Raw genomic sequence first — 21,402 nt, forward strand, 5'->3', positions numbered from 1 at the left:
ACTGCTTCGCTATTCACCTGGTCCTCTCCGGGAGGAACCAACTGTTCGTGAAAGTATGCAACGCTGCCGCCTTGGCACCCTGTTACGATGAGTTCAACTACCGGGTTCGGCCAACGGCGGACATTCCCCTGTTTTCACATCTGGAAGCGACTCATGAAAATCCGCTGTGCTTCGTGCGCCCTGGCGTTTTTGTTATTGACTAACATTGTCGAAGCAGCCCCTCTTGTGAGCTATTTCCCATCGAAGGATCTAGGACTCTTTTTGGCGGATAAATTCGATTTGGCCAGTATCCGAAGCTCTTTCGGGCCACGCCGCTCACCTGCACTGCGCACATTTGCTGATTTCGGCATGACGCCGAGCAAAGCCACTGAGAATGCGCTTGTGTTTGAGACGCCAGGCAACTGGTTGTATGAGTTGAAGATTGTGGACAGGAAGGATGTCAACGGGGATGGCATCGAGGACCTGGAGGTTTGCTTCGTCGATCAGGCATTGAACGGCGGAACCTACAACACATCAAAAGGCCTGCTGCTTACGCGCTACTCCGCAGACGGCTATGCAGTTGCCTTGAATTTCAGTCTTAACGATGGCATTTGTCATGAATATGCTCGGTAAAGTCCCATATGCGAGGCCTGCTTTGGGTCGATTCCGATCTGTCGATGTGCTCGCTGAAATGTCAACTTAGCAAAACCAGCCCCTGTCGCTGGTAATGCCGGTTGAGCGCTCGAGAACATCGTCGACGCGTGGAAGCAATACAAAATAACAGCAGAAGTCGAACAGACGAAACGGGAATCGGAATAAGCGTGCATGCGCCTATGCCGCGGTCGTGAGATTGCCCTGCTGGCCCTGACCAGCAGGCGCTGCGCACAGCAGCGCTTCGATGGCATCCGGCGCCACTGGCCGGCTGTAGCAGAAGCCCTGCATCTGGTCGCACCCGTGGGCCAGCAAAAAGGCGAGTTGGTCGGCCGTTTCGACGCCCTCGGCAATCACGTTGAGCTTCATCGAGTGCGCCAGGCCGATCACGGCGTCGACAATGGCGGCGTCATCGGCATCGTCGATCAGGTCGCTGACGAACGAGCGGTCGATCTTGAGGCTGTGGATCGGGAAGCGCTTCAGGCTGGCCAGGCTCGAGTAGCCAGTGCCGAAGTCGTCGATCGCCAGTTGCACGCCCATGGCGGCCAGGCGCGCCATCGTGGCGGTGGCCGCCACCGGGTTCTGCATCAGCACGCTCTCGGTGATTTCGAGTGTCAGCGCGCGCGGATCGCACCCGGTTTTTTCAAGCAGCACGGCGACGCGCTGGGCCACGTCCTGGCCCAGAAACTGGCGCGCCGACAGGTTCACGCTCATACGCACCGGCGGCAAGCCGTCCTTCTGCCAGGCTACCTGCTGCGCCATCGCGGTTTCCAGTACCCACTCGCCGATCGGCACGATCAGGCCGGTTTCTTCGGCCAGCGGGATGAAGTCGGCCGGCGACACCATCGGCTTGCCCAGCGGCTGCCAGCGCAGCAGCGCTTCGACGCCGCCCAGGTGGCCGGTGGCGATGTCGACCACGGGCTGGTAGTGCAGCACGAATTCGCGGCGCTGCAGCGCCCGTTGCAGCTCGCTTTCCATGCGCAGGTGCAGCGCGGTCTGCGCGCCCATGTCGGCCATGTAGAAGCTGAAGCCGTTGCCGCCCTCACCTTTCGAACCGTACATGGCGCTGTCGGCGCACTTGAGCAGCGTGGCGCTGTCGGTGCCATCGCGCGGGTACATGGCGATGCCGATCGAGCCGGTCGGGAAGACCTCTTGCCCGCACAGCAGCAGCGGCTGGAACAGGTTGTCGAGGAGCTTACGGGCCACGCGCGCGGCGTCGGTCTCCCCGGTCATCTCGGGCAGCACGACGACGAATTCGTCGCCGCCTTGGCGCGCCACGGTATCGCTCTCGCGCAGCGAACCGGCCAGGCGGCGCGCGATCTCGACGATCAGCTGGTCACCCGCATCGTGCCCGAGCGTGTCGTTGACGTGCTTGAACCGGTCCAGGTCGATGAACATGACGGCTACCTGTGTGCCGGCGCGGTGCGCATGGGCAATCGCGCGTTCGAGCCGGTCTTGCAGCAGCACGCGGTTCGGCAGGCCGGTCAGGGCATCGTGATTGATCACGCGCAGCAGCGCTTCTTCGGCGCCCTTGCGGCGCGATATGTCTTCGACCACCGAGATGAAACGCTGGTTGCCATAGGCGTCGCGCATCGTCGAGACGCTGACATTGACCCAGATCGGCGTACCGTCGCGCCGCAGCAGACGCCGCTCGCGCTGGTAGTCGCTGATCTCGCCATCGCGCAGGCGTTTCACCAGTGTCAGCTCGTCCGGCAAATCGTCGACGTGCGTCAGTTGCTGGAAGAAGCGCTGCAGCAGTTCGATTTCGGTGTAGCCCAGGATCTGCGCCATCTTGCCGTTCACGCGCAGCAGGCGCCCGTCCGGGCCCAGCAGCACGATGCCCACCGCCGCCTGGCTGAAGGTCAGGCGGAAAAATTCCTCGCTCTCCTGCAGGCGCAGGCGCGCCTTGCGGCGGAAGGTGATGTCCTGGCCAATCAGTAGCAGCATGTAGCCACCGGCCTGCTCGGTACGGCGGATATTGAATTCGAGATGGCGCACGCCGTCCGGACCGCCTTCGAGCGAGACGAGCACGTGGTCTTGCGGCATGCCGGTGAGGAGTGCATCGCTGACGCGCGCGGCCAGGCCGGCGTCGGGCAGCCAGCGCGCGAGTGGATGGCCGGCGCTGGCCGATTCTTCCGGCGCGTCGATCAGCTGGGCCATCATGCGGTTCATCGAGCGCACACAGCGCTCGGCGTCGATGACCAGCAATCCTGCCGGCATGCCGTCGATCACTTGCTCAAGATAGTTGCGGTTCTGGCCAAGCAGCGCGTGGGCGTCCCGCAGCGCGTGGGCTTCACTGGTCTCAGGTTGATCCTGGATGGCTGCGGTGTGCAGGCTGGAAGCCACATCGGTGTGTGGTGCGGGAGTCTCGTTCGTCTGGATCATCATGGGAAAGCACCTCTGGCTATCCAACATGATCGAGTGTTATTTTTTGTTGGATACGATTGTTGCATGATAGCAAAGCAACGCCATGCAGGCGACCGTTGTCGATTCTCTGTTGTTATTTTGTGTGAGATTTCTGCGTAGCAGATGACATGATTCAAGTTCGCCAATGTACGGCGCTGCAGCGGCTCAATGTGGACAGAGAAAATAAGGTGAGAGTTATCCGGTCCAACCCAACCGGAGTCCACCATGCATTCAGGTTTTCTGCTGTCGCGCGCCACTGGCGCACTCGCCGTCGTGTGCAGTGCCGGCGCGGCGCATGCCCAGGTCAACGTCACGCTGACCCCGGCGCAGCCGGCGGTTGGAGGCGGCGACAACGTCCTGGTGGGCGTCACGCTGACCAATACCTCGAACACGGTCCAGCAATTGCTCCGCTGGCGCACGCCGCAGCCGGCGCTGGAGGCGCCGCTGTTCGAGGTCCAGCGCGACGGTCAGCCGGTGCGCTACCTGGGCCGCCGCATCAAGCGCGCCGCGCCGGGGCCGGCTGATTACCTGCAACTGACCCCGGGCGAGGTGCTTACGCAGACGGTCGAGCTCTCGCGGTTCTACGAGATGAGCATCACCGGCAACTACACGATCCGCTACCGCAGTCCGGCCATGCCGGCGCCGGGCGCGACCACTGGCGCGGTGGTGGGCGAGCTGACGTCCAACCCCGTCACGATCCGGATTGACGGCAGCAGCACGCCGACCCTGCAGGACGCCACGTCCACTGGTCCTGGCTTTGCCAATTGCACCAATGCGCAGCAAACGCAGCTGACAACCGCGATGGCGGCCGGGCGCGCGATGGCAGCCGACAGCCAGGCCTACCTGACCTCGGGCACGCCATACGGCGCGCGCTATGCGATGTGGTTCGGAGCGCAGGACGCCGCGCGCGGCGCGAAGGTCACAGCCAATGTCACGGCGATCAGGGAGGCGTTCGAGAACAAGCCCGTCAAGATCGACTGCGATTGCGACGAGTCGTATTTCGCCTACGTCTATCCGGCGCGGCCGTACACGGTCTGGGTGTGCAAGGCGTTCTGGACCGCAGCGCCGACCGGGACCGATTCGCGCGGCGGCACGCTGATGCACGAGCTGAGCCACTTCAATGTGGTGGCGGCGACCGACGACCACGTGTACGGCCAGGCCGCAGCGGCGGACATGGCGCGCAGCGCGCCGCAGCGGGCGATCAACAACGCCGATTCGTATGAGTATTTCGGCGAGAACACGCCGCGGCAGGCGACTGCGGCCCAGGCTGCCGGGGAGTGATCGACCATGACACTGCTCCCGACCACCCTTGCCGCGGCCTTGGTCAACTACCGGCTCGACACGCGTAACCGGCCTCTGCGCATGGTGCTGGGCCAGCCCGGCACCGCCGATACCAATGCGCTGCTGCCGCACCATGCCAGCGCCAGCGAATCAGTGTGCGGCGGCCTCGAGCTGCAGATTCTGTGCCTGTCCGAAAACGCGACGCTCGAACTGAAGCGTTTTATTGGTCTGCCGTGCGAACTGCAGATCGTGACCGACCGAGGCAACTTGCGCAGGCTCTGCGGGATCGTCACGGCGGCGGCATCGGGTCACAGCGACGGCGGGATCGCGAGTTACAAGCTGACCGTGCGCGACGCGCTGTCGGTGATGGACGCGACGCGCACCACGCGCGTTTTCCGCGACAAGAGTGAGCTCGAGATCATCGAACTGGTCCTCAAAGAGTGGCAAAGAAACAATCCCGTGATCGCGTCGACCTTCGACTTCGATATTCATAGCGGTCTGCTCAACCGCAATCTCCCGAAGCGCGCGCTCACGATGCAGTTGAACGAATCGGATGCCAGCTTCGTGCGCCGCCTGATGCAGCGCCGCGGCATCGCCTGGTTTTTCCGCCCGGGCAGAACCGACAGGCAGCGTCAGGCAGGTGGCGATGTCGACGGCATCGGCCACTCGCTGGTGCTGTTCGACGATGACAGGGAACTGGCGCACAATGCAGCCGGCACGATCCGTTTTCACCGCGACGGCGCGACCGAGGAGCGCGACGCGATCACGCTCTGGAGCGCCGAGCGCACGCTGGTGCCGGGCCATACGTCGTTGCACAGCTGGGATTACCTGAACCCCGGCAAGGGCGGATCGACGACCAGTTCGCCGCTGCGCGTCAACCAGGGCAAGACCGGCAATGCGCTGGCCGCCGGTCTGGAACAGTACCAGGTGACGGCGCCGCACCTTGGCGACAACCGGCTCGACCTGCTGGCCATCAGCGATGCGCTGGTGGCGTACCACGAATTCGTCGCCAAGTGCTTCCATGGCGAAGGCGCGGTACGCGACCTGGCCGTTGGCGAGTGGTTCGGCCTGACCGGCCATCCCGAGATCGACAAGCACCAGCCAGAACAGCGCGAATTCGTCGTGACCGCCCAGCGCATCGATACCACCAACAACCTGCCGGCGGACGTCAGTGCCAAAGTCGAACGGCTGTTTGCGCGCAGCGGCTGGGACATCGTCCGGCTTGACGACACCGCCCAGGCGCTGCGCTACCGGTCCAGCTTCAGCTGTGTGCGGCGTGGCATACGGATCGTGCCGCCACCGCCGGTGATTCCGCAGCCGCAGTTGCAAAGCGCGATCGTCGTTGGACCCCAGGACGAGGCCGTGTGGTGCGATCACCTGGGGCGCGTCAAGATCCGCTTCCCGGCGACGCGCGCACAGGAACACGCGGACGGCGCTGGCGCGTCGGGTTCGGATCGCGACTCGGCCTGGGTACGTGTTGCATCCGGCTGGGCGGGCAACGGCGCCGGCAACCAGTGTGGCGCGCGCCTGCTGCCGCCCGTGGGCAGCGAGGTGCTGGTGGCGTTCGCCGGTGGCGATCCCGACAAGCCGGTCATCATCGCCCAGGTCTACAACGGCGCCGCCCCGCCACCGGGCTTCCGGCGCGAAGATGGCCTGCCCGCCAACCGCTTTCAGTCGGGCCTGCGCAGCCGTGAAATCCGCGGCCAGCGCGGCAACCAGCTGCGTCTCGATGACACGGCCGGACAGATCAGCGCGCAGCTGGAGAGCGACCATGGGGCCAGTGAACTCAATCTGGGCTACCTGACCGAACCGCGTCAGGAAGGCAGCGCCAGGCCGCGCGGTGAAGGGGCCGAATTACGCACCGAAGAAGCCATCGCACTACACGCGGCGCGCGGCATCCTGCTCAGCGCCTGGAAGCTGCTGGGTGGCGGCGACAAGGGTGCGCAGCTGGCCCGTGACGATTATCTTGGCCTGCTGCGCGACTGTGGCGAACTGTGCGCGTCACTGGGCAACTACGCGGCGCAGCACAACGGGTTAGCCGTCGACACGGCCGAGCAAGAGGCGCTGCTGGCGCGCTTCACGGGGTGGGAAGACGGCAGCAATACCAAGCCAGAGGCGGCGCAGCCGGGCGAACCGGTGATCGCCGTGACGTCCCCGGCAGGAATCGGCTTTGCCAGCTCGAAAGCCGTGGTCAGCTACGCGGGCACCAACGTCGACACAGCCGCGCAGCAGCACATGCAACTGACCGCAGGCCAGCGGTTCTCGGTCAATGCCGGCAAAGGGTTGTCGCTGTTCGCGCATCACGGCGGGCTGCATGCGATCGCTCACAACGGCAAGCTCCTGATGCAAAGCCAGCACGACGACACGGCCATCGAATCGGCACAGAACATGCAGCTCACGGCGACGGAAGGCACGGTGACGGTCACGGGCAAGGTCATCCTGCTGGTGGCTGCTGACGGTTCGTTCCTCAAGCTGGGCGACGGCCCGCCTGTACTGGGCAGCAAGGCGCCTCTGCGGTTTCATGCACCGGATTACACGCTCGATGGGCCTGAATCGATGGCGGCGCAGTTTCCTGATTTTGGCGCCGGCGGTGCGGATCAAAAACTGGAACTGCGCTATCCACGGGGCGTGGCGGACGACGACGGCGCCGAACCACTGGGCGCGCTGGTGAAGGACATGAAGATGCGCGTGGCGCTCAGTGATGGCACGAGCCTGGAGGGTGTCAGCGATGCGCAGGGCAAGTCCGAACTGATGGCACGTGATGCGATGCATCTGGCTGAAATCGTGCTGTCGCGCGGTGGCAAAGACCAATAGGAGAGCGGGATGGCCAACAAATATCCGAAAAGTGAATACGTCATCAAACGCGACAACGCGCTGCTGCAACCCTGTCGCATCAGCGACAAGGTTGTCGACGTACCGCGCGAGCAACCCTGCAACATCATCGTGGTACACGGCGTAAACGATGTTGGCACCAGCTATGGCGCAGTCGAGGAAGGGCTGTGCGCGGGACTGCAGGATCGCCTGCTGCGCAAGTTCAAGCCTGGGACGTACCGGATGCCTAACGCGAAGGATAAGGAGACGCTGCTGGATGATCCTGATGCGGTGTTTTTCAAGCGCAACACGGCGCCCGACACGGATAGTCCGGTGATCCCGTTTTACTGGGGCTTTCGTGAAGTGGGCAATCTGACGAAGACTGTGAATGGCCAGAAGACGGATCGCAACGGCAATCGCCTCGACAAGGACCTGTCCAAGGGCGGCGGCCCGTTCGGCAATGCCACCAGTACCCTGCCCGACATGTGGAACAAGGGCATATATGCGCCAATCGATCCGGCCGGTGACCCGCTCCGGCCTGTCAAAAACGGACCGGGCCGAATGTACATGGTGCTTGCTGCACGACGCCTGGCGGCGCTGGTGGCGATGATTCGCCAGTATGAGCCGAATGACACTGTCAACATCGTCGCGCACAGCCAGGGTTGTTTGATCAGCTTGCTGGCACAGGCTTTTCTGATGGAGATGGGTGAGCGTACGGCGGATACGCTGATTCTGACGCATCCGCCGTATAGCATGGATGAAAAGATGGGCATGGCAATGCGGACCGCTACCTTTGTTACAGGTGACAGCGACAAGGCCATGGAAGGGTTTTACGACCTGATCGCCAGCAGACAAAACGTCTATGCGCGCCTGCAGACGCTGGTCAATATTGTCGCCGGTGTTGCGAAGTCGAAGGGAACCTCACCCCTGTTCGGAAAGATCAGCGAGACCGACTCCTGCGGGATGGTGCACGGGCGCTGGAAGGCGGATGCTGATCGCGACAACCGGGGCAAAGTTTATTTGTACTTCAGCCCGGAAGACATGACGGTCGCTCTCGACAATATGCGCGGGATTGGCTGGCAAGGGATACCTGACGCTGTTGCGTACTTAATCGCCCCACCACCTTCAAACAAGATAGACGTGCTCAGCGATGAAGCGAAGTTCGGGCCGTCGCCGTCAATGCTGAAGGTAGAACGCATGGCGCTCAAGGAAATGGGGCCCTCGTTCCGTCAACGCGTTTTTACAGGAAAGCTGCGAGCTGCCGCCGGGCTGGCGAAACCTGCGCCAGTGCTGATCGGCCAACCACCACATGACTTTGTGTTGCGACTGCCGGGAGAGGATGACCATGCCCATGTAGCATCCAGCGGACGTATGCTGCGTCAATCGTTACCGCAGGCAGGACAGTTCAGCCTCGACTATCCCGTGTATCGCTTTGGCATCCGAACAATCAATGGAGAAGCGCTCAAAACACCCTGCGAAGCCGATATTTGGGGCAACCAAGTCAATCCAGACAAAATTCCAACGCATTCCATGCTCGCGCACCTCAAGCGCGAAAACCGCGGGCCCTGTGAGGAAGTCGATCCGATTGATGCCGCCATCGCCGTTGCGAGCAATAAAGGCCTGCTTGTCAAGACCGTAGGGCTGCCGGCGTCTGTTGTCGCATCGGTCGAGCGCGGAGGGGCTGATGACGTCTCGGAGCAAGACCGTCAACGGCTGGAAGTCGCATACAACAATTCCCAATTCCGAGGCAATACCAACCCGGATGACATGTCGCGCATCTTATGGGCCACGCGCTACAAACATGTCATTTCCGCGCAGGTACAGGAAAGTCCAAATGCTGCAAGGCTGCGCTGGCAGCAGGAAGTCAGTCCGAAATCGTTTCATAGCGCGATTTTTGGAAGCAGAAAAAATCATCGGCGAATCACTACGTACGACTTATCGATCGGAAGTGGCAAAGCGGTAAGTGATCCGGCCTTCTATGCCTATTTGTGCGCGGTGGCGGATTGGCGGCTGAAGAAGACAATAAATATTAAAAAAGCACGTAAAGGTATTTTGACTTGGAGCGAATTCCTTTATTCATTCAGTGCCTTCTACGCAAATGAGCCCGATTGGAGAAGGCAGCTAATAGTAGGCAATGCCGACTATTACAGCAGCGGTGCGCTTCCACACGGACTGCCTCTGCTTAAGGGTGGACTTTGGGACATCGTCATCTCAGAAACAATCTCAGGCAAGCGCGTGATGTCCGCCTCGAAAGGAAAATCGTGAAAAATAGCCTGTCGGATGACTTCCCGACCGCGTTACCCAAGAAGTGGAAATATGTATTGGGAGCAGCAATCACTTTTCCGGTGTTATTCCTGATAGGGATCGCATTCGATCTCAGCGTATTACGCCCGGATCTTGGCAACTTCAATGTGGAGACAACGATGGACAAAGTGCGTTGGTTCGGCATTCCCCTCATGGTAGTCATGATTTTATTCGGCGGAAAGTGGCTGTTTGACTCGAGTGCTATTCATGAACGCCAACGGGCATGGCAACAAAAAAATCATCAACTCAAGGAACAGGAAAATCTCGATAAGAAATCGGAACAATCCCGGCGCGAATACGTGCTGGAAGTAATTGGATTGGGCGTTACGGTCGAACAGTACCGTCAAGGCAAGCTTTGGCAAGCGTTGCAGGGAGGCGAGCCCTACAACAGCATTCGTGAACCCGATCCCAAAAAATATCCATGGACCAGAATCGATAAAATAGGACAGACCGGCAGCCGTGCTTGCGACGCGCTGGAAAATGGGGCAGACCCATCTCCCATGTTTTGGGGTGTGCCAACCATGTATGCCGGCGGGCCTATCAACAACCCTGCAGAGCAGCCGAGTGCAGTCATGCCGATGGAAGGCCTTGCATCCAGCGCCGAAGGTACCGGCATGGCCTGGCACCTGTTCGTCACTGGTCCATGGCAGCTTGGAGAAAGGCCAGACCAGCTACTGGAGCACGCCTTTGCCTTTTTCGATGCACATCCCGATCTTCCTTATCTCGTCCTGTTAAGTGCCGACGATGCAGCAGACCGCGGTTATATGCAGCTACCCGGCAGCCCCCCACTTGTCCGTGACGGGTACTACATTCCCGAGTACTCCGATGCCAGTGCGGTCTTCGTCCTGGCCCGGCGCGAGCGGGTCGAGCCACTGCGGCCCTATGCATGGACCGATCCGGACAACAACTATTTGCAAGAAACCCTGCGCCAGATGTACTACCAACTCATGAGCACAGTACCCATGCGGCCAGAAATGAAAGCCGAGTGGCCAAATAGCACCAGACAACCCACCGTCGCCGAATGGCTCCCCGCCGCTGCCAAATTCGCCAAACACCCCGTCTTCGACCGCCCCGAAAGTACGCTCCTCGACGACTACAAGCGCTGGGCCAATCCGCCCCCGAAAGACTGGAAGCCTACTCCCTGGTTCCCGGTTCCCTGGAACCGCAACCAGCTTGCTGCATTCGACGCCCTGCCCTCGATGGGCTTCATCCACCGCCCCGTATTCGTCAAGTTTGAGGATGAAGAAGGCAAGCCGGTCAAGCGCCGCGACGCGCGCCAAAAGCTGCTGGAAGCGGGCTGGCAGCAGGCGCTGCAGACGCTGCCCGAAGCGCAGCGCGCCGCAGGCCCGGCGCGCATCATCGCCGCGTTCAACCACGACACCGAACAGAAAATCGCGCTGGCAGGCACGCTGCACGCGTATGCCGCGCAGGGTGGCCCCGACATCGACACCGGCAAGACGTCGCAGTTCATCGATACCGACCAGCGCATGGGCAATACCGGCGCGGCAACCTTCTTTGTCCAGATGGCGGTGGGCGTGATGGGCAGCTATATCGAGGGCGGCGCCTCGGCCGCGATCAATCTGCGCGATCCGACCGGCGCCAGCATCGTGTTCATCAGCCCGCCGAGCAAGGAACGGCGCGAGTCGCAAGGGGCGAACATCTTCAAGCACATCGTCCAGCCGTCGATCGATCCGGACAACTACAAGCCACCGACAGTGGCGGCAGTAATGGGCGCAGACCCAATCCCCGAACACGACACCGCAGCCGACTGAATCACCGTCAAAAGAAAGGCTCAATCATGCGCAATATCATCAGGCTCGGCGACGCCACGTCGCATGGCGGCAAGGTTCTCAGCGTCAGCGCGCGGCATGTGAAGGTGGGCGGTATTCCCGTGGCGTGCGTGGGTGACACCTGCAGTTGCCCTATCAAAGGTCACAATGGCTGCAAGATCGTCAGCGGCTCGGCGCATCATAAAATCGATGGCAAGCTGATTGCCTTCGATGGCGACAAGACGAGTTGTGGCGCGACGCTGATTGCCAGCGCCACCAATTGCAAGGCGCCGTAATCAGCGCGCGGCCATCCTGACCGTGTGCGAGAACTTCACCGGCAGCGCCGGGCTGCTCTTGATGCCGCCCGCGTCGAGCTTGCGCAAATCGGTCACCCACGGGCCGGCGTAACGGATCTCGTAACTGTGCTGGCCTGGCTTGAACGCATACGCCTGCGTGATGTCGAGCGTGTTCAGGTAGGTCGTCTGGGGCTTGACCTCGAGATAATCAGCAGCGTTCAGCGGGCCGCGTTTGACCATGCGGCCCGTGTAGGCGACCGTGTCCGTCAGTGAACTCAGCGCAAAACGGGGGGCGCTCAGATCGTCGCCCAGCGCGATCTCGCGCGGGATCCATATCGGTACATCGCCCCGGTTCTCGATCAGCACCCGCACCTTGACCTTGCCGGCCCCGGTTTCCACTTCGAGCCGATGCTGGACGTTCACCTTCGCCTCCACGGCCTTGACCACGCCAACTACGCCGACCAGCGACAGCACCATTGCCAGCTTGGCCGCCGGCGAGCTTCGTTTGACATGCATTGCGACTCCTCGAGGATCACGGCAGGCGTCACCCGCGCGACGCTGCCTGTCGATTATGACATGATTCCATCAATACATTCACGGAAGTATGTTACCGCCGGTCTCCGGCAGCGCCGCCAGGATCATCACCGCCACGCGCCGGTTGCGCGCTTTGCCTGCTTCGTCGGTGTTGGGCGCCACCGGGCGCGTCGCGGCAAAGCCGATCGCCGACAGGCGCACTTCGGGCACGCCGTTGGTGGCGAACAGCCGCACCACGCTGCTCGCGCGCGCGGTCGACAATTCCCAGTTCGATGGATACAGCGGATTGGCGATCGGCAGGTCGTCCGTGTGGCCTTCGACCTCGATGCGGTGCGTGTCGTTCCTGAGCAGGCCGGCCACCTGCGCCAGGATGACCTGGCCTTCGCCGTCCAGCACTGCTTCGCCCTGCGGGAACAGAATGCTGGCGTTGATCTCGACGCTGATGCCGCGCGCGTTCTGGATCACACGCACCTGCCCCGACTTCACCAGCGGCAGCAAGGTCGCCGACAGTTCGCGCGCCATCACGCCCATCTTTTCCTGCTCGCGCCGCGCTGCTTCGTTGCGGCGGCGGTTGATGATATGCGACAGCGGCAGCACCGGCTCGACATTGGTGTTGGTTCGGGTGGCCGCGCCGCGTCCGCCGAATGCATCGCCGAGCGCATCGGAAAGCACCTGGTACTTGCCCTCGTTGACGATGGAGATGGCGTACATGACGACGAAAAACGCGAACAACAGCGTGATCAGGTCGGCGTACGAAATCAGCCAGCGTTCGTGGTTTTCAGTGGAGACATCGTCGTCGTAGCGCTTGCGGGCCATGGCGGTCGGCTAGTGGTGCGTGAGCAGGCTGGCGACGCGTTCGTCGATGACGCGGCCATGGTCGCCGCTGGCCAGGTCAGAGAACACTTCGGCCAGAATCTCGTACTGCGACACCTTGTCGCTGACGATGGCCTTGAGCTTGTTGCCGACCGGGTAAAAGAACAGGTTGGCCATGCCTACGCCATACACGGTCGACACAAACGCCACCGCAATGCCCGAACCCAGGCGGGCTGGATCGGACAGGTTTTCCATCACGTGGATCAGGCCCAGCACGGCGCCCAGGATGCCGATCGTGGGCGAATAGCCGGCGGCCGATTCCCAGATGCGCGCCGCCTGACGCTGGGCGAATTCGTAGCCGTTGATTTCGTGTTCGAGCAGGCTGCGCACTTTCTCGGGCGCGATGCCGTCGACCACCAGGCGCAAGCCTTTGGCGACGAACGGGTCGGCCTTGCTCATGAATTGTTCGAGCGACAGCAAACCATCGCGGCGCGCCGTCAGGCTCCATAGTGCGATCTCGCGCGACAGTTTCTGGCGGCCGTTTTTTGGTGGTACGAACACCCAGCGCAGCATGGCGATGCCGCGCAAGAAGGTGCGCGTCTCGCTTTGCAGCAGCACGGCGCCGAAGGTGCCGACCACCACGATGGCAAATGCGGCAGGCTGGATCAACGACGAGAACTTGCCGCCGTCGAGGGTGTAACCGAGAAAGATGCCGGCGATTGCCAGCACCAGGCCGATTACGCTGGCCCAGTCCATAATTGCTCCCGTAAGGTGGTGCGCAAACGTGCGACGGCCTGGGTGTGCAGCTGCGACACCCGCGATTCACTCACGCCCATCACGGCGCCGATTTCCTTCAGGTTCAGTTCTTCTTCGTAGTACAAGCCCATCAGGAGTTTTTCGCGCGGCGGCAGCTTGTCGATCGCATCGATCACGGCCTGGCGGAAATCGGTTTCCATCAGGCTGCGCAGCGGATCGGCATCGTCCACCGCATAGCGGTCGAGGAAATTGTCGCTGCCTTCGTCGGCATGGAAGTCTTCGTAGTACAGCAGCTGGTGGCCGCCCGAATCGGCCAGCATGTCCTGGTACTCGTCGAGCGAGATCTTGAGCGACGCGGCGACTTCGGATTCGCTCGGCGGGCGGCCCAGGCGCTGCTGCAGCGACTGCATCGCGCCCTCGACCTTGCGCATGTTCTGGCGCGTGCTGCGCGGCATCCAGTCGCTCGCGCGCAGCTCGTCGAGCATCGCGCCACGGATGCGCAGCACGGCGTAGGTCTCGAACTGGGCGCCGTGGTCGTCTTTGTAGCGGTTGATTGCGTCGAGCAAACCAATCATGCCGGCCTGGATCAGGTCATCGACCTCCACTGAAGGCGGCAGCTTCGCCTTCATGTGGTGGGCAAGACGCTTTACCAACGGCATATGCTCCGTCAGCAAAGAATTCTTGTCCGCTTTCCCTTTGGCCGTGTACATGCTGATATGTATCTTTTTCTCTGTGCGTATTCGATGGCGGCTGCGTCAGGAACCGATGGACGCGCTGCCCTGGCGGCCGAACTGCGGCATTGCAGGCAGTGCGAACTTGCCGGCCAGCTGACGGAACGCAACCGATGCGCCGGCCAGCGGGAAGGCATCGACCACGGCCCGGCCCAGGCGCGCGGCGCGGTGCAGGTATTCGTCGGCCGGCACGGCGCCCATGAAACTGAGCTTGACGGCCAGGTAACGTGTTGCTGCCAGTGACATATTATCGTATACCACCTTGGCCTCCCCCTCAGTCGCGCCGGTCACCAGGATGCCGAATGGCCGGCGGCCCAGTTCCTGCGTCAGGCGCTTGATGAGCGAGTAGGCATTGGTGATCGAGGCCGCGCTGGTCGACACCTGGATCACGATCTCCGAACTGGACATCAACGGCACCGGGAACTCACCGTCCGGGCCCAGTTCGCCATCGACGATCACGATGCCTGCCTGCGTGGCCAGCACGTCGAACGTCTTGCCCAGGCGCCGCACATCGTCGGTCGATTCGGGCGTGCCCATGGGCACCACCGAGAAGCCTTGCGGGGCCGGATGGATCACCTGGTTCAGCGCGCTTTCCTGGCGTGCAACCTGCAGCAGCGAAGCGCCGCGGTTCAAGCCCAGGCGGCGGGCGACACCATACTCGACGTTGCACGCGTCGACGATCAGCACTTCGTTGCCGGCCTGGGCCAGCGAGGCGCCCAGGTTCACCAGCATCGCGCCCTTGTCGTCTTCCGGCGTGGCCGACAGAAACGTGACCACGCGCGGACGCGGGCCTTGCAGCATGCGGCGCAGGCCTTCGGCCTGGTCGAAGTCAAAACTAGCCATGCGACACCTCTCGGCGGTTGGCTTGCGCGGTGGCTGCCATCAGCATCGGCAGGTCGGCGTCCGCCGGGGCGGTGCCGCGGTTGCGGAACGCGCGGTCGATCAGCATCGCGCTGTCGGCCACGTGCAGGTCTTCCGGCACGCGCTGGCCGTTCGAGACGTAATGCAGTTTGAGCTTCTGGCGGATCACGATGTCGAGCACGCCGCCGGTGGAGGCCGCTTCGTCCATCTTGGTCATGATCGCGCCGTGCAGGCCGCTGCCCTGGTAGGCGCGCACGACTTCGTTGAGCGTCTCGTTGGTCGACGTCGAGTTCAGGCACAGCAGGCGTTTGACTTCGGCGCCCGAGCCCGACAGCATCGCGACCTGCTCGGCCACCATGTGGTCACGCTGCGACATGCCGATGGTGTCGATCAGCACCGTGTGCTTGTTGCGCAGTTCTTTCAGGGCGATGCGCAGGTCGGCCTCATCCTTCACCGAGTGCACCATGACGCCGAGGATCTTGCCGTAGATGCGCAGTTGTTCGTGACCGCCGATACGGTAGGCATCGGTCGTGATCAGTGCCAGCTTGTCCGGGCCGTGGCGCATCACGCAGCGCGCGGCCAGCTTGGCCGTGGTCGTGGTCTTGCCCACGCCGGTCGGGCCGACCAGCGCGAACACGCCACCTTCGGACAGCATCGCGTCTTCGTTGCCGATGGTCGCCAGGTTGCGGGCCAGCACAGTCTTCACCCAGCGCATCGCTTGCGCCGCTTCGTTCATGGCCGGCATTTTTTCAATGATGTAGCGCGCCAGCGTGGCCGAGAAACCGGCGGCCAGCATTTCGCGCAGTACGGTGGCCTTGTGCGGCTCGCGCTGGGCGGTCGAGCCCCACGACAGTTCGGCCAGCTGGGTTTCCATCAGGCCGCGCATGGCGCGGATCTCGCTCATCATGTTGCTCACTTCCGAGGTCGCCGACTCCTTGGCCTGGGTGATGGCGGCGCTCATCATGGCGGTCATGGCGGCCATGTCGATCGTTGGTTCAGGTGCGGGGGCGCGGCGTTCGGCGTAGGTTGCAGCCGGCTCGACCGGGGCCAACGGCGCCACGGGTGCGACATAGGCAGGCGCGACCGGCGCGTTCATGACCGGACCGGCATCCTGGTAGCGGCGGGCCGAGGTGGCGCGCGGCGCGGCTGGCGCGAGTTCGTCGAAGTGCTGCAACTGCGGCTTCGGCTGGGCCATTTCGGAGTCGGCGACAGGCGCGGCCAGCGAGGCGACATCGTCGTTATCGAGCGCCAGGATTTCGACGGCGCCGTCGACCGGACGGTTGGACAGGATGACGGCATCCGGACCCAGGGCTTCGCGCACCTTGCGCAAGGCATCCCGGGAAGTTGCCGCTGTAAATTTCTTCACTTTCATCGTGGTTCTCCGCACTTCAATCTGTGTTCTGCATGACGGGCACATGCCCATCGATAGGAATCATTATTGTCGATGCCGTGCGGAAACGATCAACCGAGAAGGATGGGGAAAAGGGCCTATTTCCCCATAACCAGAAAAAGTGATACCAGTTTATTGGCATCTGGCAGGATTGGTGCAGACGCCCGGGTTTGCGCTAGCGCAAACAGGTGACGTTCAGGTACCGATCTTGCGGATGCCGGCCGGGTCGAATCATGACTGGCACGGCTGGCGTGCCGCAACGCTCATCAGGAGAACCCCATGGCACGCTCGATCCGGCTGCTCTACCGTAACGTACAAGGCCGTGTACGCCGCAATTTCAACTGGGCTGGCCTCACCGAGAGCTCGGCCGTGCTGATCACGGCGGCAGAATGGAAGCCCACAGCCGACCCCTTCGATTCACCGCCCGGCCGCCCTCACCTGGGCGAGGCTAATGTGTACGTCACCAATATCGGGCCGCACGATCCCGAAGGCGGCCCCGGCGGTGTCGAGTTTCATCTGCATGTCGACTGGAACAGTCCGCTGAATATCCTTGTCACGATCACCGACCTGGGGCCGATCGAAGAGCAAATCGTGGTGGGCTAGGACCCCTGCCCCCTGGAATCTGGCACCTGGCACCTGGCACCTGGCACCTGGCACCTGGCAGCGGCATGGTTGTGGCACCTCAGCGACTGCCTGCATCAGCTACCTATGATCAGAAGCTCCTCAACCAGGCTTCAAGGGGTTCCCCATGGTCGAATGTACCTTCAAACTCAACGGTAAACCGCTGAGTACGTTTGAAATGAGCTCGTTAAAATTTCCCGCCTTTTCCGGGCTTGGCGAACATAAAAATCGACGCGAGTTCGCTTGTGCAGCAGGCGTAGGCCCAATTCCGCCAGGGGCCTACTACATCGTCAATCGCCAGTCAGGCGGCAGGCTTGGTCCGCTACTTGATTTCATCAAGGACAGGTCCGATTGGTTTGCCCTGTACGCAGCCGACAAGAACATTGACGATGAAGTCTTTTGCAATACCGTGAAACGAGGAAATTTCAGGCTGCATCCAGCGGGTACGCGCGGCATCAGTCAAGGGTGCATTACGCTGACAACCCGGACTGACTTCAACGTACTGCGACATCAACTCATCGCAGCCGGTCAGGTTCTCATTCCAGGCACCTCATTGCACGCGTATGGCCGAGTAACTGTCCAATGAAGAGAGCACTGATACGACTTTCTCTGATCATCTGGGTCCTTGCTGGCACCGTTGTGCTCGCCCGTTTTCTGATCATCCACCACGACCTTTTCCCACCGTTCCCGGAAGCGTGGGCAATCTGGCTGATCAACCTGTACGGCTCAAGGAATGGCGAAGAGCTGGCCGATCTTGAAATACTCGTCGCCCTGGGGTTGGCCTTCAGCGCGATTCTGACGGTCACGACGCTTGGCTGGCTGGTCTGGCGTCAAGTCCATCGCCCTGCTCCGGCATGATGAGCACGGGGGCAGCGCCTGCGCTGCCCCATCCCTGTTACATCGGCACGCCCACCAGACTCGTCACACGGATCGTCTTGGTCTCGGGCACTTCGGCATGCGAGAGCACCTTGAGCGCAGGCACGGCACGGCGCAAAAAACGCGACAGCAGCACGCGCAGCGGCGCCGGCACCAGGAGCACGGGCGACAGGCCCATCTGCTCTTGCTGGTTGGCGGCGTGCGCAGCCTGCTGGGCGATCGTGTCGGCCAGGCCCGGCTCGATGCCGGTACCGTCGCCGCCGGCGCCCATCGCCTGCATCAACAGGCGCTCGAGGCGGTTATCCAGCGTCATCACCGACAGCTCGTTCTCGCCCGGGAACAATTGCTGGACGATCGCACGGCCCAGCGACACGCGCACCACGGCGGTCAGTTCGGCCGGGTCCTGCGTCATGCCAGCGTGTTCGGACAGCGCTTCGATGATCGAGCGCATGTCGCGGATGTGCACGCCTTCGACCAGCAGGTTCTGCAGCACTTTCTGCAGCGTCGACAGCGAGACGACTTTCGGCACCAGGTCTTCGACCAGTTTCGGGGTTTCCTTGCCCAGGTGGTCCAGCAGCGCCTGCACTTCCATGCGGCCCAGCAGTTCCGACGCGTGCAACGTGATCAGGTGGTTCAGGTGTGTGGCAACGACGGTGCCCGCATCGACCACCGTGTAGCCCATGCTTTGCGCTTCGTCGCGCAGGCTCGCTTCGATCCAGGTCGCCGGCAGGCCAAAGGCCGGGTCGGTGGTGACCACGCCTGGCAGCGTGCCGTTGGCCATGCCCGGGTTGATCGCCAGGAACTGACCATTGAGTGCTTCGCCGCTGCCCACTTCGACGCCCTTGAGCGTGATACGGTAAGCCGATGGCTTGAGTTCCAGGTTGTCGCGGATGTGTACCGGCGGCGCCAGAAAGCCCACTTCCTGCGCGAACTTCTTGCGGATGCCCTTGATGCGCTTGAGCAGCTCGCCGCCCTGGTTCTTGTCGACCAGCGGAATCAGGCGGTAGCCCACTTCCAGGCCCAGCGTGTCGACCGGCATCACGTCCTGCCAGGTCGCTTCTTCGCTTTCGGCCGGGGCCGTACGGGCAGCGGCAGCGGCGTCGGCCACGGCGGCGGCTTCTGCCTGCGCCGGCGCTTCCTTCTTGCGCTTCGAGATGAAGTAGCCACCAGCAGCCAGCGAGCCGGCCAGCAGCAAAAACACCATGTTCGGCATGCCCGGGATCATGCCCAGGCCGCCGATGATGGCGGCCGTGATGTACAGCGCTTCCGGACGGGCAAACAGCTGGTTGGTCAGCTGCGAGCTGACGTCTTCATCGTTGGCCACGCGCGAAACAACCATACCGGCCGCGATCGAGATGATCAGCGAAGGAATCTGGGCCACCAGGCCGTCACCGATGGCCAGCAGCGTGTAGATCTTGGTCGCTTCGCCGATGGCCAGGTCGTGCATCACGACGCCGACGATCAGGCCGGCGATCATATTAATCACGGTAATCATGATACCGGCGACGGCATCGCCCTTCACGTACTTCGAGGCACCGTCCATCGCGCCATAGAATTCGGCTTCTTGCGAAACTTCCTGGCGGCGCTTGCGCGCTTCGTCTTCACCGATCAGGCCGGCGTTCAGGTCGGCGTCAATGGCCATCTGCTTGCCCGGCATCGCGTCCAGTGCGAAGCGTGCGCCGACTTCGGCGATACGGCCCGCGCCCTTGGTCACGACCGAAAAGTTGATGATGGTCAGGATGATGAAGACGACGATACCGACGGTGTAGTTACCGCCAATCAGGAAGTGGCCAAAGGCCTCGACGACCTTGCCGGCAGCGGCGCTACCGGTATGGCCTTCGGTCAGCACGATACGGGTCGACGCGACGTTCAGCGCCAGGCGCAGCATCGTCGAGACGAGAAGAATCGAGGGGAAGGCCAGAAAGTCGAGGGGCTTGACCGTGTACAGCGCGGTCAGCAGCACGATGATCGACAGCGCGATATTGAAACTGAAAAACACGTCCAGCACGAACGCCGGCAACGGCAAGATCATCATGGCCAACAGCATGATGATCAGGATCGGGGCTGCCGCCTTGCCGCCTTGTGCTCCAAGGCCGCTCATCCAGGCTGGCAGTTTCATGCTGTTGGTCATTCAGTTGCTCCATTATCGGGTGCCGGTCGCTGTTGCGAGGCCGGGTTCAGCGGGTCCATCTCGGCAGGTACTTTCAACCTGGTCGGGCGATCCGGATAGTCGCCCTCGCCTTTCTTGTAGGCCCGCAGCTGGTACACGTAGGCCAGCACTTCCGCCACCGCCGAGTACAGCTTTTCCGGAATCTCTTCATCGATCTCGGTGTGCTTGAACAGGGCGCGGGCCAGGGCCGGGGCTTCGAGCATCGGCACCTTGTTCTCGGCGCCCATTTCGCGGATCTTGGCCGCGACGTCATCGACGCCCTTGGCCACCACCCGCGGTGCTCCCTTGCCATCCGCGTACTTCAGTGCGACTGCATAATGCGTCGGATTCGTAACGATCACATCAGCAGTAGGGACATTTTGCATCATCCGGCCCCGGGCCATTTCGCGCTGCATCTGCCGAATCTTCCCCTTAATCTGAGGATTGCCGTCCGATTCCTTCGATTCCTGGATCATTTCCTGGCGCGTCATTTTCAGTTTGTCTTTCCAATGCCACAACTGATATGGTCCATCAATGAGAGCAATCACCCCCAGCGCGCCGGTGATGAACAGGAACGAGCGGCCAATCATGTCGCCGACGTGAGCACTGCTTTCATTGAGCGGCTCGACCGCAAGGCCCAGCATCGCCTCTTTCTGGCCGCTGACGACGATCCAGGCCACCACGCCGATGACGATCGTCTTGATGATGGCTTTGAGCAGCTCGACCAGCGCGTTCTTGGAGAACATATTGCCGATACCCTTGATCGGGTTGAGCTTGCCGAAGTTGGGCATGAATGCCTTCGCCGAAAACAGCCAGCCGCCGATCAGCATCGGCGAGATCAAGGCGATGAGCATGACTGCGCCGGCAATCGGCAGGCACGCCAGCATGACGCTGACGATGTCGTTAAGGATGCGTTCGAGCAAGATATTGGGATTGAAGATCTGCTCGCGGTCGAGCGTGAGACCGGACTTCAGCGAGGTCGCCAGCCTGCCCACGAGCATGCCGCCAAAGGCCCACAGGCAGGCGCCGGCCGTCATCAGGACCGTGAACGTCGCCAGCTCGCGCGATCGGGGAACGTCGCCTTCTTCGCGCGCTTTCTCGATCTTTCTGGGCGATGCGTCTTCGGTCTTTTCTGCGTCGCTATCATCCGACATGGTGCCCCCGCTCGATTGCT

18 protein-coding genes are annotated in these 21,402 nt (G+C 62.1%); 9 read left to right on the plus strand and 9 right to left on the minus strand.

The window, feature by feature from the left end; all coding sequences use genetic code 11:
• Nucleotides 1–153 precede the first annotated feature (153 nt).
• Nucleotides 154–612, plus strand: a complete 459-nt coding sequence (locus NX775_RS07085; RefSeq protein ID WP_258835360.1) for a hypothetical protein — start codon at nt 154–156, stop codon at nt 610–612.
• 198 nt (nt 613–810) lie between these two features.
• On the opposite strand, the gene NX775_RS07090 is transcribed toward NX775_RS07085, so the two are convergent.
• Entirely contained in the window at nt 811–3,018 is a 2,208-nt protein-coding gene (locus NX775_RS07090; RefSeq protein ID WP_258835361.1) for a putative bifunctional diguanylate cyclase/phosphodiesterase, read from the minus strand.
• 243 nt (nt 3,019–3,261) lie between these two features.
• Here NX775_RS07090 and NX775_RS07095 point away from each other — a divergent pair, with 243 nt between their 5' ends.
• Genes NX775_RS07095 through NX775_RS07115 form a run of 5 tightly spaced genes read left to right on the plus strand, consistent with a single transcriptional unit; the run spans nt 3,262 to nt 11,497 of the window.
• Nucleotides 3,262–4,317 carry a M35 family metallo-endopeptidase gene (locus tag NX775_RS07095; protein WP_258835362.1) on the plus strand — a complete coding sequence of 352 codons (1,056 nt, stop codon included), beginning with the start codon at nt 3,262–3,264 and terminating at the stop codon, nt 4,315–4,317.
• Between the two features lie 6 nt (nt 4,318–4,323).
• A complete protein-coding gene (locus tag NX775_RS07100) occupies nt 4,324–7,131 on the plus strand; it encodes a type VI secretion system Vgr family protein (RefSeq protein WP_258835363.1) in 2,808 nt (935 codons plus the stop codon).
• Between the two features lie 9 nt (nt 7,132–7,140).
• Complete coding sequence (locus tag NX775_RS07105; protein ID WP_258835364.1) at nt 7,141–9,393, plus strand: T6SS effector phospholipase Tle3 domain-containing protein; 2,253 nt, start codon at nt 7,141–7,143, stop codon at nt 9,391–9,393.
• The gene (locus NX775_RS07110; RefSeq protein ID WP_258835365.1) at nt 9,390–11,204 is read left to right on the plus strand and encodes a type VI lipase adapter Tla3 domain-containing protein; all 1,815 of its coding nucleotides are present in this window, start codon (nt 9,390–9,392) and stop codon (nt 11,202–11,204) included. Before NX775_RS07105 ends, NX775_RS07110 begins: the two co-directional genes overlap by 4 nt.
• Nucleotides 11,205–11,230: 26 nt before the next feature.
• Entirely contained in the window at nt 11,231–11,497 is a 267-nt protein-coding gene (locus NX775_RS07115) for a PAAR domain-containing protein (protein WP_258835366.1), read from the plus strand.
• On the opposite strand, the gene NX775_RS07120 is transcribed toward NX775_RS07115, so the two are convergent.
• From NX775_RS07120 to flhF, 6 genes are all read right to left on the minus strand, one after another.
• The gene (locus NX775_RS07120) at nt 11,498–12,013 is read right to left on the minus strand and encodes a hypothetical protein (protein WP_258835367.1); all 516 of its coding nucleotides are present in this window, start codon (nt 12,011–12,013) and stop codon (nt 11,498–11,500) included.
• 78 nt (nt 12,014–12,091) lie between these two features.
• Nucleotides 12,092–12,847: a flagellar motor protein MotD gene (gene motD / locus NX775_RS07125; protein WP_258835368.1), complete on the minus strand. Its 756-nt coding sequence runs from the start codon at nt 12,845–12,847 to the stop codon at nt 12,092–12,094.
• 9 nt (nt 12,848–12,856) lie between these two features.
• Nucleotides 12,857–13,600: a flagellar motor protein gene (locus tag NX775_RS07130; RefSeq protein WP_183555771.1), complete on the minus strand. Its 744-nt coding sequence runs from the start codon at nt 13,598–13,600 to the stop codon at nt 12,857–12,859.
• Nucleotides 13,582–14,310: an RNA polymerase sigma factor FliA gene (locus NX775_RS07135; protein ID WP_258835369.1), complete on the minus strand. Its 729-nt coding sequence runs from the start codon at nt 14,308–14,310 to the stop codon at nt 13,582–13,584. The genes NX775_RS07130 and NX775_RS07135 overlap by 19 nt, the downstream gene beginning before the upstream one ends.
• 45 nt (nt 14,311–14,355) lie before the next feature.
• Complete coding sequence (locus tag NX775_RS07140; RefSeq protein ID WP_258835370.1) at nt 14,356–15,174, minus strand: MinD/ParA family ATP-binding protein; 819 nt, start codon at nt 15,172–15,174, stop codon at nt 14,356–14,358.
• Complete coding sequence (gene flhF / locus NX775_RS07145; protein ID WP_258835371.1) at nt 15,167–16,564, minus strand: flagellar biosynthesis GTPase FlhF; 1,398 nt, start codon at nt 16,562–16,564, stop codon at nt 15,167–15,169. The genes NX775_RS07140 and flhF overlap by 8 nt, the downstream gene beginning before the upstream one ends.
• Before the next feature lie 297 nt (nt 16,565–16,861).
• On the opposite strand from flhF, the gene NX775_RS07150 reads away from it, so the two are divergent.
• The 3 genes from NX775_RS07150 to NX775_RS07160 all read left to right on the plus strand — a co-directional run bounded on the left by NX775_RS07150 (nt 16,862) and on the right by NX775_RS07160 (nt 18,061).
• A complete protein-coding gene (locus NX775_RS07150; protein ID WP_258835372.1) occupies nt 16,862–17,185 on the plus strand; it encodes a hypothetical protein in 324 nt (107 codons plus the stop codon).
• A gap of 145 nt (nt 17,186–17,330) precedes the next feature.
• Nucleotides 17,331–17,789 carry a DUF2778 domain-containing protein gene (locus tag NX775_RS07155; protein WP_258835373.1) on the plus strand — a complete coding sequence of 153 codons (459 nt, stop codon included), beginning with the start codon at nt 17,331–17,333 and terminating at the stop codon, nt 17,787–17,789.
• Complete coding sequence (locus NX775_RS07160; RefSeq protein ID WP_258835374.1) at nt 17,786–18,061, plus strand: hypothetical protein; 276 nt, start codon at nt 17,786–17,788, stop codon at nt 18,059–18,061. The genes NX775_RS07155 and NX775_RS07160 overlap by 4 nt, the downstream gene beginning before the upstream one ends.
• Before the next feature lie 37 nt (nt 18,062–18,098).
• Here the strand turns inward: NX775_RS07160 and flhA are convergent, their stop codons facing one another.
• Both flhA and flhB read right to left on the minus strand, forming a co-directional pair.
• A complete protein-coding gene (gene flhA / locus NX775_RS07165) occupies nt 18,099–20,210 on the minus strand; it encodes a flagellar biosynthesis protein FlhA (RefSeq protein WP_258835375.1) in 2,112 nt (703 codons plus the stop codon).
• Entirely contained in the window at nt 20,207–21,382 is a 1,176-nt protein-coding gene (gene flhB / locus NX775_RS07170) for a flagellar biosynthesis protein FlhB (RefSeq protein ID WP_183555777.1), read from the minus strand. Before flhB ends, flhA begins: the two co-directional genes overlap by 4 nt.
• Between the last annotated feature and the right edge of the window lie 20 nt (nt 21,383–21,402).

Source organism: Massilia aurea, from assembly GCF_024753205.1.
Classification (GTDB): Bacteria; Pseudomonadota; Gammaproteobacteria; order Burkholderiales; family Burkholderiaceae_D; genus Telluria; species Telluria aurea.

Coding starts and splice junctions, on each gene's coding strand:
- NX775_RS07085 (WP_258835360.1), top strand. CDS start 154: ATGAAAATCCGCTGTGCTTCGTGCGCCCTGGCGTTTTTGTTATTGACT.
- NX775_RS07090 (WP_258835361.1), bottom strand. CDS start 3,018: ATGATGATCCAGACGAACGAGACTCCCGCACCACACACCGATGTGGCT.
- NX775_RS07095 (WP_258835362.1), top strand. CDS start 3,262: ATGCATTCAGGTTTTCTGCTGTCGCGCGCCACTGGCGCACTCGCCGTC.
- NX775_RS07100 (WP_258835363.1), top strand. CDS start 4,324: ATGACACTGCTCCCGACCACCCTTGCCGCGGCCTTGGTCAACTACCGG.
- NX775_RS07105 (WP_258835364.1), top strand. CDS start 7,141: ATGGCCAACAAATATCCGAAAAGTGAATACGTCATCAAACGCGACAAC.
- NX775_RS07115 (WP_258835366.1), top strand. CDS start 11,231: ATGCGCAATATCATCAGGCTCGGCGACGCCACGTCGCATGGCGGCAAG.
- NX775_RS07120 (WP_258835367.1), bottom strand. CDS start 12,013: ATGCATGTCAAACGAAGCTCGCCGGCGGCCAAGCTGGCAATGGTGCTG.
- motD (WP_258835368.1), bottom strand. CDS start 12,847: ATGGCCCGCAAGCGCTACGACGACGATGTCTCCACTGAAAACCACGAA.
- NX775_RS07130 (WP_183555771.1), bottom strand. CDS start 13,600: ATGGACTGGGCCAGCGTAATCGGCCTGGTGCTGGCAATCGCCGGCATC.
- NX775_RS07135 (WP_258835369.1), bottom strand. CDS start 14,310: ATGTACACGGCCAAAGGGAAAGCGGACAAGAATTCTTTGCTGACGGAG.
- NX775_RS07140 (WP_258835370.1), bottom strand. CDS start 15,174: ATGGCTAGTTTTGACTTCGACCAGGCCGAAGGCCTGCGCCGCATGCTG.
- flhF (WP_258835371.1), bottom strand. CDS start 16,564: ATGAAAGTGAAGAAATTTACAGCGGCAACTTCCCGGGATGCCTTGCGC.
- NX775_RS07150 (WP_258835372.1), top strand. CDS start 16,862: ATGGCACGCTCGATCCGGCTGCTCTACCGTAACGTACAAGGCCGTGTA.
- NX775_RS07155 (WP_258835373.1), top strand. CDS start 17,331: ATGGTCGAATGTACCTTCAAACTCAACGGTAAACCGCTGAGTACGTTT.
- NX775_RS07160 (WP_258835374.1), top strand. CDS start 17,786: ATGAAGAGAGCACTGATACGACTTTCTCTGATCATCTGGGTCCTTGCT.
- flhA (WP_258835375.1), bottom strand. CDS start 20,210: ATGACCAACAGCATGAAACTGCCAGCCTGGATGAGCGGCCTTGGAGCA.
- flhB (WP_183555777.1), bottom strand. CDS start 21,382: ATGTCGGATGATAGCGACGCAGAAAAGACCGAAGACGCATCGCCCAGA.